The sequence below is a fragment of the Aquiluna sp. genome (genome assembly GCF_965064355.1).
In genome coordinates this window covers 1-12,543 of the sequence record NZ_CBCHRQ010000036.1, presented here as the reverse complement: position 1 = coordinate 12,543, position 12,543 = coordinate 1, and the positions used below count along the sequence as shown (strand labels likewise).

Genomic DNA, 12,543 nt, shown 5'->3' with positions numbered 1-12,543 from the left:
ATGGAATCCATCAACGGTTCCCTGAAGCGCCTTCAGACCGACTACGTCGACCTGTATCAGGCTCACCGCTTTGACTACGAAACTCCGCTGGAAGAAACCATGCAGGCTTTTGGAGACCTGGTTCGCATGGGCAAGGTGCTTTACGTCGGTGTTTCCGAGTGGAATGCCCAGCAGATTCGTGAGGGTCAGGGCTTGGCTAAGGATCTTGGTTTCAAGCTGATCTCAAACCAACCGCAGTACTCAATGCTCTGGAGAGTAATTGAGGGGCAGGTTATTCCAACCTCAGAGGAGCTCGGCCTAAGTCAAATCGTCTGGTCACCTATGGCCCAGGGCGTGCTAACCGGAAAGTACCTGCCTGGAAAGCCAGCGCCTGAAGGCTCGAGAGCTGCAGATCCAGACCTTTCGGGAATCATCGAGAAGTTCATGTCTGAAACTACTTTGACCCGTGTGCAGGCCCTAAAGCCGCTGGCTGACGAGCTCGGCATCACGATGGCTCAGTTTGCAATCGCGTGGGTGCTGCAAAACAAGAATGTTGCTGCTGCGATTGTTGGTGCTTCAAAGCCAGAGCAGATTACGTCTAACCTTGCCGCTTCTGGAGTGGTAATTCCTCAGGAGATCATGGCCAAAGTTGACGAAGTTCTCGGTGATGTTATTGAGCGTGACCCTTCCAAGACTAAGAGCCCAGAGGCAAGGCTCTGCTAGTTCGCTAGCGCTTTCGCAAGTCTCTTTGGCCAGGCTGGTCCCTGGTAGATCAAACCGGTGTAAACCTGCACCAAGTCCGCCCCGAGGTGAACGCGCTCCACGGCTTGAACCACGGAGCTCACTCCGCCCACCGAGATGATGACAAATCCCGCTGGAAGTTCTCTTCTGGCCATCCGGAGCATCTCGATTGAGCGCGCAGCTAGGACTGGCCCGGAAAGACCTCCAGCCTCTTTCAGAACCTCAGAATCGCCCACACCGTCGCGTCTAGTGGTGGTGTTGGTCATAATCACTCCGGTTAGCGCCAGGTCTTGGACTAGCTTGAGGACCTCTAGAAAATCGGCATCTGCCAGATCTGGGGAAACCTTGACCAATACCGGCTTGCTCTGGCACTCATCCAAAACGGCCTGCAAAATCGGCCTCAGTGACTCAACCTGCTGCAGATCCCTAAGTCCTGGCGTATTCGGCGAAGAGACGTTCACGGCTAGATAGTCAGCAACTCTGGCTACCAGCTTGGTGGTGGCGCGATAGTCATCGGCGGCATCTTTCGCTTCAACAATTCGACTCTTGCCAATATTCACGCCGATGATCGGAAGGTTTGTGAAGTCCCGGCGAAGTTTTTGAAGTCGCTTGGAGATAACTGCTGCGCCGTCATTATTGAAGCCCATTCGATTGATCAGGGCATCGTATTGCGGAATGCGGAAGGATCGAGGTTTTGGATTTCCCGGTTGGGCGTGAAAAGTCACGGTGCCAACTTCAATATGCCCAAACCCTAAGGCGTGCAGCGGCCTGACCAACTTGGCGTTTTTATCAAAGCCAGCGCCAAGTCCAAGGCGATTTTCAAAGTGAAGCCCCATAATCTCGATGGACTTCTTTCGCTTGGCGGCCCGAAGCATGCCGAATTTGGAGGCTAGCTGCAAAGCAGTGTCAACGATCTTGTGGGAGGTTTCCGCATCTAGCGGCTTGAAAAAGATATTGAAGAACAGGCGATACAAGGGCTAGCTCCCCCGCAGATCCGTTATGGCTTGTTCGAAATCATCCAGCGAGTCCCAAGCCTGGTAGACGGATGCAAAGCGCATGAAAGCGACGTGGTCCAACTGACGAAGTGGTTCCAAGATTGCCAAACCGATGTCCTGTGCCTCAATGGTTGCGGCACCCGAGGAACGAAGTGCTTCCTCAACCTGCTGGGCCAACAAGGCTAAGTCCGCATCAGTTACAGGGCGTCCCTGGCAAGCTTTGCGAACACCAGAGACAATTTTGTCTCTGGAAAAAGGTTCGGTTACACCGCTGCGCTTAGTAACCATCAGCGAGGCAGTCTCTAGTGTCGTGAAGCGCTTCTGGCACTCTGGGCACTGTCTTCTTCGACGAATAGCTGAACCATCGTCGGAGGTTCTTGAGTCAATAACTCTGGAATCTGCATGTCTGCAAAAGGGGCAAAACATTAGTTACCTCCGGTGAATCTAATTTTGGCAGCATCGCCGTGTGCGCTCAAGCCTTCGGCAATCGCAAAAGTATCAAGCTGGCTTGCGACTTGAGCGAGGGCTGATTCTGAATAATCAACCACCTGCTGCGGTCTCAAAAATGTGTGAACACCAAGCCCTGGGCCAAATTTAGCCTGTTCTCCAGTTGGTAGAACGTGATTACTGCCGGCTAGGTAGTCGCCAAGGCTTACCGGAGAAAATTCACCCAGGAAAATCGCACCGGCATTAGTGATCTCCGAGAGCACTGCTTTGGGGTCTTTAGTCTGTATTTCAAGGTGCTCAGTGGCGTATTCGTTGCTAACTGCAATTGCAGTAGCCAGATCCGGCACTAAAACTAATGCGGATTGCACTCCGCCGAGTGAGGCTTTGACACGTTCAGAGTTCTTGGTGACAGCCACTTGTTTGGCTAACTCGATTTCAACAGCGGAGATCAGGTCACTGCTGTTGGTAACCAGCACCGCAGCAGCGTTCTCATCGTGCTCAGCTTGGGATATCAGGTCGGCCGCGATGCTCTTTGGGTTAGCGTTTTCATCCGCGATTATCAGGATCTCGGTTGGGCCGGCCTCAGAGTCGATTCCAATCAGACCTCGAAGCGCACGCTTGGCGGCTGCAACATAGACATTGCCAGGGCCGGTAACCATGCGTACCGGGGCTAGGTCGATTTCAGTCACACCATAGGCAAATGCCGCAACCGCTGCCGCTCCCCCGATTGCGTAAACCTCAGTAACGCCCAATAGCCCTGCGGTTGCCAAAATCGTTGGGTGCGGCAATCCACCAAATTCTTTTTGTGGTGGTGATGCAATCGCAATTCTTGGAACACCGGCCGACTGAGCGGCTACCGCATTCATCACAACACTTGATGGATACACCGCCTTTCCGCCAGGGACATAAAGGCCAACCGAGTCAACAGGGACATACCGCTGCGAAACCAGCGCACCGTGACCTAGCTCCACTTCGAAATCCTTTGGAACCCCAGCCAGCGAGACTTTTCGAACCCGCTCAATTGCCGTCTCTATTGCGGTTCGGAGTTCTGTGCTGAGTTGAGAAACAGATTGGTCGATAACGGACTGCGGAACTCGAACAAACTCGGGTCTAACTCCATCAAAGCGCTCAGCTTGGTTCAAAAGTGCGGAAAGAGAGTTGGTTTTTACGTCTGCGATAAGAGGCAAGACGGTTTCTAAAGCCTTCGCTACGCTGATCGAGGCTCTAGGCAGAGCATCACGAATTTGATCCTGAGTGATAGGACCTGTGATTTCTATAACGCGCACTTTACCTCTGGTTTTCGCTCTAAAGAAGTAATGCCCTAACCTTATCGGGAGATGACTACAGAATCCTTGAACTTCCCCGTGATTGGCTCAGAAGCGCTGAAGACGGCCTTTCGCATGCACGCCTCTGGGGTTGCGATTATTACCTCCCATGACCAAGACGGCCAGCCGATTGGATTTACCGCCACGTCGGTGACGTCTTTGGGCTCAAATCCTCCGCTGGTCTCATTCAACATTGCTCGTGGCTCTTCGAGCTATCCACATTTGGTTGTTGGACGTGATGTTGCCCTTCACACTTTGTCGGCCCAAAACCTGGAGCTGGCACAGCGCATGGCCGGCCCCAAAGAAGAGCGATTTGTCCAAGGTGATTACCAACTTGTCGGACAGTTGCCAGTTTTCCCAAGTGCTTCAACCATCCTGATCGGCAAGGTGCGGGAGCGCTTTGAGGTTGAGGCCAATGCGGTTGTCGTGCTCGACATCCTGCACGGCACTGAGGCTTTGCAGGAAGATAGTCCGCTTCTTTACTACAAGCGCGGTTACCTAACCGCTACCGAGCGGTTGGCTGACAACTCTTAGTTGACCGCGTCTTGGCCTAACAGCGCCTTGATTTCGCCAAACAGATCGTGACCGACAGAGATTCGCTGCGGTAGCAGAAAGTGCTTTGAATCCCCACCGTTTTGCATCTTGATCTGGACCTCGACCGGGCCGGGATTTTTGGTCAAGATATCGGATAACTTTTGCAAATTGTTTTTGGTGGCGAGAGCTTCTTTCACTGTGATGACCAGGACACCACCCAGCTCGCGACCGGCCTCAAGCACTTCAATGGTGTGCGCCGAGAGCATGATTTCTTCGTCTCGTCTTTGGATGCGTCCGCGAATTGAAACCGTTTGGTCTGCTTTCAAAAGTTCACGATTTTCCAGATAGGTCTTACCCATGAACATGATTGAGATCTCGCCCGAGAAATCCTCTAGTACGACCTGCCCGTAGGGGTTACCCGAGGTTCTGGCCACCTTGTGCTGGACCTGGGTTATCAAACCTGCCAAGGTGACCGACTCGCCATCTTTGATCTCGCTTTCCTTTAGAGCGATGGTTCCCATGTCCGAATGCCTCATCAGTAGCGCCTCTTGACCGGCTAGCGGATGGTCGGAGACGTAAAGCCCAAGCATCTCTCGCTCATGAGTCAAAAGGTCTCGCTTAGTCCACTCCGGAAGATTTGGGATCGGAACCATGGCTGGATCCTCATCGAACATTCCGCCAAATAGATCTACCTGGCCACTCAGTGCCTGCTTCTTCAATACCGCCGAGGCGTCAATCGCTTCCTCGTGAACCGCAATAAGGGAGCGTCTGGTGTGCCCAAGCGAGTCAAAGGCTCCGGCCTTGATCAGTGACTCAACGCATCTCTTGGTAGAAGCATGTGATGCCACCTTGGTGAGGTAATCCTGGAAAGAGTCAAACGGGGATTCGATGCGAGCCTCGACAATGGCATCGACAACGTTCTTTCCAACATTGCGGATCGCGTTTAGGCCAAATCGAATATCGTTTCCAACCGCGGCAAAGCCGCTGATGGACTGATTCACATCGGGAGGTAGGACCTGGATACCCATCCTGCGACACTCGTTTAGGTAGACCGCTAGCTTGTCCTTGGAATCTCCAACCGAGGTCAGCAGAGCTGCCATGTATTCCGCTGGGAAATTGGCCTTGAGGTATGCGGTCCAGTAGCTGAGAACTCCGTAACCAGCCGAGTGAGCCTTATTGAAGGCATAGTCGGCAAACGGCAACAATGTGTCCCAAAGGGCCTTGATTGCCCCATCGGAGAAGCCGTTGCCCTTCATGCCGGATCGGAAGACCTCAAGCTGCTTATCAAGCTCCTCAGGCTTTTTCTTACCCATCGCGCGGCGAAGCAGATCGGCTTGACCCAGCGTGTAGCCGGCCACCTTTTGAGCTGCTGACATCACCTGCTCCTGATAGACAATCAGGCCGTAGGTCGGATCCAAAATCTCGCTCAATGGCTCGGTCAGTTCTGGGTGCACACCTTCGGATTCCTGCAAGCCATTTTTACGCTGGGCGTAGTTGATGTGCGAGTTCATGCCCATTGGACCCGGGCGGTACAGAGCGATCACAGCCGAGATGTGCTCGAATTCGGTTGGCTTCAAAAGCCTTAGCAGCTGACGCATTGAATCACCATCGAGCTGGAAAACACCAAGGGTGTCACCGCGGGATAGCAGTTCAAAGGTCTTTTCATCCGCATTCAGATCAAGGTCTTCGAGCACCACAGTCTCGCCGCGGTTGAGTTTTATGTTGAAAAGGGCATCATCAAGAACTGTTAGGTTTCTCAGGCCCAAAAAGTCCATCTTCAATAGACCAAGCGACTCACAGGGAGGCTGGTCAAACTGAGTGATGATTGCGCCATCTTCCTCGCGCTTCATAATTGGAATCACATCCATCAGCGGCTCGGCCGACATGATTACTCCGGCTGCGTGAACACCCCACTGGCGCTTTAGCCCCTCAAGTCCTTTGGCAAGATCAAAGACCTTTTGGCTATCCTCATCGGTCTCGATGATCTCCCTAAATTCCGCTGCCTCTGAATAGCGCTCAGCGGTTGGATCAACCAATTCATTCAGAGCAATATCGCGGCCCAACACCATGGGCGGCATGGCCTTAGTTAACTTCTCGCCGACCGAATACGGCATGGCCAATACCCTGGCGGCATCCTTTAGAGCCTGTTTTGCCTTGATGGTTCCAAAGGTGACGATCTGGGCCACTCGATCTTCGCCGTATTTCTCGGTGACATATCGAATAACTTCTGGACGTCTGCGGTCATCGAAGTCAACATCGATATCCGGCAGCGAAAGACGCTCTGGGTTCAAAAAGCGCTCAAAAATCAAGTTGTGAACAATTGGATCAAGTTCGGTAATGCCAAGCGCAAACGCCACAAGTGACCCCGCCGCAGAGCCACGACCGGGACCTACTCGAATTCCCTGCTGACGAGCCCAGCCGATAAAATCGGCAACCACCAAGAAGTAACCCGGGAAGCCCATGTTGTGAATCACATCAATTTCGTAAGCCGCCTGCTGCTTGTAACGATCTGAATAGCCATTTGGGAAGCGGCGATCCATGCCGCGCCAAACCTCTTTATCAAGCCAACCGCTCTCGGTTTCACCCTCTGGAACCGGGAATCTAGGCATCAAATCGCGCTTTTCAAAACTCACTTCGCACTTCTCGGCGATTAGCAGGGTGTTATCGCAGGCCTCCGGATGCTCTTTGAATATCTCGCGCATCTGCTGCGCGGTCTTCAGGTAATACTCCTGAGATTCAAACTTGAATCGATTCTCGTCGTAGAGATTTGATCCCACCTGGACACACAGCAGTGCATCGTGGGCGGTGGCATCCTCAGCCTCGGTGTAGTGCAGGTCATTGGTTGCAACCAAAGGAAGGTTTAGGTCTTTGGCAAGCTTTAGCAGGTCCTCGCGAACGCGTTTTTCGATATCGAGCGAGTGATCCATCAGCTCGACAAAGTAGTTACCCTCGCCAAAAATGTCACGGAACTCAGCAGCTGTCTCAACCGCCTCTTTGTATTGCCCGAGGCGAATGCGAGTCTGAACCTCGCCACCTGGGCAACCGGTGGTGGCAATCAAACCCTTGCCGTATTTGTGCAGGAGCTCACGATCCATGCGAGGTTTGAAGTAGTAGCCGGAGAGATAGCCTTCGGATGAGAGCCTGAAGAGGTTTTGCATCGAGTGGTTGTCAGTTGCCCACATCGTCATGTGTGAGTAGGCGCCGCCACCGGAGACGTCGTCGTCACCACCGCCACCCCAGCGAACCTTGGACTTCTCTTTGCGGCTTCCAGGAGCTAGGTAGGCCTCAATGCCGATAATTGGCTTGATGCCGTGAGTGGTCGCCTGGTTCCAAAATTCATAAGCACCGTGAGCATTGCCGTGGTCGGTGATGGCAATTGCAGGCATCTCCAGATTTGCGGCTTTGGCAACCAATTGCTTGATGCGCGCAGCTCCATCGAGCATTGAATACTCGGTGTGGTTGTGCAAATGGACGAACGAATCGCTCATTTCACCTCCACTTATTCATCGACGGGCCCTTAGCCTAAAGCCGAAAATCTACATCCCGCAGTCGGTTCAGGGCGAGTTCCAAATCTTGCGGATATTCGCTTTCGAATTCGACCCACTCCCCCGAAATTGGGTGAGAAAAGGCAAGTTTATGGGCATGCAGCCACTGCCTGTCCAACTTAAGCGCAGCCGCAAGCTTGGGATCGCTCCCATAGAGCGGATCACCAACCAACGGATGCCTAAAGTATGCAAGGTGCACTCTTATCTGGTGAGTTCTTCCGGTCTCCAATCCGATTTCCAAAAGTGCTGCCGATGACAAAAGTTCGATGGTCCGGTAGTGGGTCACTGCATTTTTGCCGTCGGCAGAGATTGTGAACTTGTAATCGTGCTTGGTGCTTCTGGCGATTGGGGTGTCAATAGTTCCTTGAGCTGGGTCCGGGTGTCCCTGGGCTAAGGCGTGATAGGTCTTCTTCACGGTTCGATCTCTAAAGGCCTGCTTCAAAACCGAATAAGCCCGCTCGCCCTTGGCTAAGACCATCAGACCGCTGGTTCCAACATCTAGGCGCTGGACAATGCCCTGACGCTCCTGAGCGCCGGAGGTGGCTAGCTGGATGCCTCTGGCAAGCAGCACACCGGGGACGCTTGGGCCACTAAAGCCCAACGATGGATGCGAGACCACGCCTGCGGGTTTGTCGATGACAATCATGTGCTCGTCTTGGAAGACAACCTTGAGCTCAGCCACATCCTCGGCAATCACCTCAGGCTCGGTGGAACGCTCTACCAGCTCTACCTCGATGATCTGATCGATTTCTAACCGGTCAGATTTTCCAATAACTTTTCCAGCCCTGGTGACACTTCCTTCTGCCAACAGGTCTGCGGCCTGTGACCGACTAATGCCTAGCATTTTTGCCAATGCGGCATCAGCTCGCTCACCCGAGAGGGAGTCGGGCACCGGCAGATACTTACTTGCCAACCTTGCCACCCAGTTCGTCACCCAAAAGCGTTCTGAGCATTGCCAGCGATACACCGACAACCAAGAAGGTGTCGGCCAAATTGAAGATCGGAAAGTTGAAAGGAATCGAGATGAAATCCACCACGTGCCCATTTAGAAAACCTGGAGCGCGAGTTAGTCGATCAACCAAATTTCCGGCGGCTCCGCCCAAAACGAGTCCGGTGATTATGGTCCAGGTTAGGTTTTTGGCTCTCGGCCCAAACCACAAAAGCGCCAGCACTGCACAGCAGGCAATAATCGCCAGCACCCAGGTCTGGCCAACGCCGAGCGAGAATGCGGCGGCGGCGTTATAGGCAAGCCGGAATCTGAGAATTTCGCCTATTACCGGCATGACCGAACCGTCAGAAAGAGCGGCAATTGCCAACTCTTTGGTTAGCTGATCAAGGAAAACTAAGAAAACGCCTATTCCAAGAAAAAGGAAGGTTCTTGCTTTACTTGCGCTCACTTGAGGTTTCGTCTTCATCCTCAGCAGCTGCCGTTACAACCTCGGCCGCAACCTCGGTGATTTGGGCGAATTCGATCTTCGCAGCCGCCTCTAGTGGCTGCTCGAATGACTCCTCGCGGATCAAAGTAGTGAGCTGAGACTCCAAGTATTCGCGCAGGCGGGCACGGTAGTCGTGCTCAAACTCGCGAAGTTCGTCAATGGTGTTCTCAATTGCCTTGCAATCAAGCTCTAGCTGACCAAGCACTGCACGAGCCTGAGCCTCAGCATCACGCACTAGTCGCGCTGCGCTCTCCTGGCCATCACGGATTAGCTGGTCGCGCTTGGTTAGACCCTCGCGGACGTGCTCCTCGTGTAGCCTGCGGGCAAGCTCTAGCAAGCTGTGTGAGTTGCTGGCGTCTGCAGCACTTGGAACGGCTGCGGCAACCACCGGTGCAGTTGGGAAGTCTGCTGCTGAAGCAGCCGGAGCATCCTGCGCCTGAGCCTTTGCGGCCCCTAGCTGCTGGCGAAGCTCTTCGTTCTCGCCACCGAGCTTTCGCAGCTCTACAACGACCTCGTCTAGGAAGTCATCGACCTCGTCCTGGTCGTACCCCTCGCGGAACTTGACGATGGTAAATCTCTTGTTTACAACTTCTTCGGGCGTCAGCGCCATGTTGCACCTTCCTGATACAGCGCAAAAGCGCTCTCGCTATGTTATTCGCTTTAGAGGGTTCGAACCAAGCCCTGCGCAAAAAGTACCGCAATAAGCACAATTGTCCAAGCCAAATCCAACGCCACTACCCCAAGCTTTAATGGCGGCACAAAGCGTCTTACGAACTTAATCGGTGGATCGGTGATTGTGAAGGCAAAATCAACAACCGGCATCAAGATGCCTGGAGGCCGCCAGCCTCGATTGACCGACATGACGAATTCAACGATAAACCTGGCAAACATTGCATAGACAAAAAGCTGCAACGCCCAGTAGAGAACTAAACCGATAAGGCCCATAAATTAGTCGAGCAGTTTGTCGGCATCGGTGGCCTCAGGCTCACCGTCGTTCACCTCAACGTGGCTTGGGCTTAGCAAGAAGACCTTTGGGGTGACGCGGCGGATCTGACCCTCGAGAGCTTCCTTGAGACCCAGCATAAAGTCCAGCATTCGCTTGGAATCGGCCTCGCTCATGCCGCCGATGTTGACAATCACTGGAACGCCCTGGCGGTAGTGGAATGCCACTTCCTTGCCATCTGCATAGGTCTGTGGCTCTAGCGTGATGATTTCTGACATTTCAGAGCCGCGACGTGGTCTTGCTGCCGCTGGACGAGGCTTTGCGCTCGCTTCAACCTTCTGAGGTTCGGCTGATCCAAACCCAAAGAATGTCATAACTGAATTAACTGCGCCCATCATTACTCCTTAGATTGCTTCAAGACTATGGGTTCAAAGGCCTTGGGCCGGTGATTGCCGAGCCCACTCTTATGTGTGTCGCACCCATAGAAATCGCGATTTCAAAGTCCTCGCTCATGCCGATCGACAGCTTTGATGCCCTAGGTGCAAGTTCCTGCAATTTGCCGCTCGCAATTAGGACTTTTTCAAATTCCAAAGCAGGGTCCATTCCAAGTCCCGCAACCGCCATAACTCCTAGGAGCTCAAAGTTTGGCAACTGCAAAACTGACTCGGCCAATTGCGAAAGATTTTCAGGGAGCACTCCCCCGCGACCTGGGTCATCGGTGAGGTTTAGCTCAATAAACCCTGAAAAAGTTCCCTCGAACTTTGGAAGCTGCTTGGCAAGTTCTGAAACCAGCGATTCTCGGTCGATTGAGTGAATTACCTGCGCGTATTTCAGGACTGATTTCACCTTGTTGGACTGTAACTGACCGACGAAGTGCCAGGTAGTCTGCGCCTGTGGGCGCAACTCTGCGAGTAAAGCACTTTTTGGGCTGGCTTCTTGATCTCGGTTCTCACCAAAATGCAGGTGACCTAGGTCAACTAACTCGGCAACCACCTCGGAAGTGTGATTTTTTGTGATTGCCACTAACTCAACATCGGTCAAAGACCTGCCAGAAGCCGAACAGGCACCGGCCATTTTGGCCAGCACCTGTTCGTATCTAGAAGCTAATTGGCTCAACGGAAGAATTCAGGAAGATCCAAATCGTCACCGAACTGACCGTTTGAGCTAGGAGTTGTCCTGTGAGCTGCAACCAGGGTCTCGCTCTGGATCAACTGCTCGCTGGTTGGAAGCTCCTGGGCTGCCTCGGCAACTGAGTATTCCTCAGCCACTGGGGCAGCAGCAACCTTCTCAACTGGCAGTGCCACTGCAGCTGGTGCCTCGAACCTACGGTAGGTCGGCTCGCCACCATCAAATCCAGCGGCGATAACGGTGATGCGAACCTCGTCACCCAAGGTGTCCTCAATGGTTGCACCGAAGATGATGTTTGCTTCTGGGTGAACTGCTTCCTGAACCAAACGAGCTGCGTCGTCGATTTCGTGCAGACCTAGGTCTGATGCACCCTGAACCAAAAGCAACACTCCGTGAGCACCCTCGATGGTTGCCTCAAGAAGCGGAGACGAAACGGCAATCTCAGCCGCACGAACCGCACGGTCTTCACCCTTGGCGGTACCGATGCCCATGAGAGCACTTCCGGCACCCTGCATAACGGACTTCACGTCGTTGAAGTCAAGGTTGATAAGACCTGGGATCACAATCAGATCGCTGATGCCCTGAACACCCGCACGAAGGACATCGTCAGCGGTGATGAAGGCCTCGATGGCGGAAATCTTCTTGTTTGACATCTCAAGCAGACGCTGGTTTGGAACCACGATCAAGGTGTCAACCTCGGCGCGAAGTTCACGAATACCCTCATCAGCCTGCACTGCACGGCGCTTACCCTCAAAGTTGAATGGGCGGGTTACCACACCCACGGTCAAAGCACCCAAGCGCTTTGCGATTCTTGCCACTACTGGGGCTGCGCCGGTACCGGTACCGCCACCCTCGCCAGCGGTCACGAAGACCATGTCAGCACCCTTGAGAGCTGATTCAATCTCGTTCTCGTGCTCTTCAGCGGCGCGGCGACCTACCTCTGGGTCGGCTCCTGCTCCAAGGCCACGGGTGATGTCGCGACCAATGTCCAACTTGACATCGGCATCGCTCATTAGGAGGGCTTGCGCGTCGGTGTTGACCGCCACAAACTCAACTCCTCGAAGTCCAGACTGGATCATGCGGTTTAGCGCATTTACACCGCCGCCACCAACGCCAACGACCTTGATGATTGCTTGATAGTTCGGGGTCTGAGCCACGATGTTCCTCCTTGTGAAAACTCTCAAGTTAAGGCTGAGGCTTAACCCTTTGAGAAGAATTCAATTTGCGCCAAGAAGTTAGGCCCCGCTACGCCCTATTCGCCCGAGGGTCTCGGGCGTGTCGCAAATGAGTTGAATCAATAGTTTTGGTACGTCACAACGGGGGCTTTGGGAGATGAGACATCGATGGTGACGCCGGGCTTTACACCGGTCTTCATAAGAGAGTTCAAGACCTTCGCTTTGAGCAGCCCCTGCTTGGCATTTCCCCAAATTACGCGGGTATCGCTCTTGCGCAAAATCAAATCTGAGGTTA

13 protein-coding genes are annotated in these 12,543 nt (G+C 53.4%); 2 read left to right on the top strand and 11 right to left on the bottom strand.

Features of this window, described 5'->3' with window-relative positions; genetic code table 11:
* Positions 1–702 (top strand): aldo/keto reductase (locus tag AC128V_RS04450; RefSeq protein ID WP_482763481.1); only part of this gene is annotated, 702 nt, incomplete at its 5' end.
* Here the strand turns inward: AC128V_RS04450 and AC128V_RS04445 are convergent.
* From AC128V_RS04445 to hisD, 3 genes are read right to left on the bottom strand one after another with little or no spacing between them, the layout of a single operon-like run.
* Positions 699–1,694, bottom strand: coding sequence for a quinone-dependent dihydroorotate dehydrogenase (locus AC128V_RS04445; RefSeq protein ID WP_482763480.1), 996 nt, complete (start codon positions 1,692–1,694; stop codon positions 699–701). The two genes, AC128V_RS04450 and AC128V_RS04445, sit on opposite strands and share 4 nt — an antisense overlap.
* Positions 1,695–1,697: 3 nt before the next feature.
* Positions 1,698–2,141: a transcriptional regulator NrdR gene (gene nrdR / locus AC128V_RS04440; protein WP_482763479.1), complete on the bottom strand. Its 444-nt coding sequence runs from the start codon at positions 2,139–2,141 to the stop codon at positions 1,698–1,700.
* Positions 2,141–3,448, bottom strand: a complete 1,308-nt coding sequence (gene hisD, locus AC128V_RS04435) for a histidinol dehydrogenase (protein ID WP_482763478.1) — start codon at positions 3,446–3,448, stop codon at positions 2,141–2,143. The genes nrdR and hisD overlap by 1 nt, the downstream gene beginning before the upstream one ends.
* 51 nt (positions 3,449–3,499) lie before the next feature.
* Here hisD and AC128V_RS04430 point away from each other — a divergent pair, with 51 nt between their 5' ends.
* Positions 3,500–4,021, top strand: a complete 522-nt coding sequence (locus AC128V_RS04430) for a flavin reductase family protein (RefSeq protein ID WP_482763477.1) — start codon at positions 3,500–3,502, stop codon at positions 4,019–4,021.
* Here AC128V_RS04430 and dnaE read toward each other — a convergent pair.
* The 8 genes from dnaE to ftsZ are packed head-to-tail and all read right to left on the bottom strand — an operon-like array spanning position 4,018 to position 12,230.
* Entirely contained in the window at positions 4,018–7,509 is a 3,492-nt protein-coding gene (gene dnaE / locus AC128V_RS04425) for a DNA polymerase III subunit alpha (protein ID WP_482763476.1), read from the bottom strand. The genes AC128V_RS04430 and dnaE overlap by 4 nt on opposite strands.
* A 34-nt stretch (positions 7,510–7,543) precedes the next feature.
* Positions 7,544–8,479, bottom strand: a complete 936-nt coding sequence (locus AC128V_RS04420) for an RluA family pseudouridine synthase (protein WP_482763475.1) — start codon at positions 8,477–8,479, stop codon at positions 7,544–7,546.
* A complete protein-coding gene (gene lspA, locus AC128V_RS04415) occupies positions 8,469–8,963 on the bottom strand; it encodes a signal peptidase II (RefSeq protein WP_482763474.1) in 495 nt (164 codons plus the stop codon). The genes AC128V_RS04420 and lspA overlap by 11 nt, the downstream gene beginning before the upstream one ends.
* The gene (locus tag AC128V_RS04410; protein WP_482763473.1) at positions 8,950–9,612 is read right to left on the bottom strand and encodes a DivIVA domain-containing protein; all 663 of its coding nucleotides are present in this window, start codon (positions 9,610–9,612) and stop codon (positions 8,950–8,952) included. Before AC128V_RS04410 ends, lspA begins: the two co-directional genes overlap by 14 nt.
* A gap of 50 nt (positions 9,613–9,662) precedes the next feature.
* Positions 9,663–9,947, bottom strand: coding sequence for a YggT family protein (locus AC128V_RS04405; protein ID WP_482763472.1), 285 nt, complete (start codon positions 9,945–9,947; stop codon positions 9,663–9,665).
* 3 nt (positions 9,948–9,950) lie between these two features.
* Positions 9,951–10,340, bottom strand: coding sequence for a cell division protein SepF (locus AC128V_RS04400; protein WP_482763471.1), 390 nt, complete (start codon positions 10,338–10,340; stop codon positions 9,951–9,953).
* A 25-nt stretch (positions 10,341–10,365) separates the two neighbouring features.
* On the bottom strand, positions 10,366–11,061 hold the full coding sequence (locus AC128V_RS04395; RefSeq protein ID WP_482763470.1) for a YggS family pyridoxal phosphate-dependent enzyme: 696 nt from the start codon (positions 11,059–11,061) through the stop codon (positions 10,366–10,368).
* A complete protein-coding gene (gene ftsZ / locus AC128V_RS04390; protein WP_482763469.1) occupies positions 11,058–12,230 on the bottom strand; it encodes a cell division protein FtsZ in 1,173 nt (390 codons plus the stop codon). Before ftsZ ends, AC128V_RS04395 begins: the two co-directional genes overlap by 4 nt.
* Between the last annotated feature and the right edge of the window lie 313 nt (positions 12,231–12,543).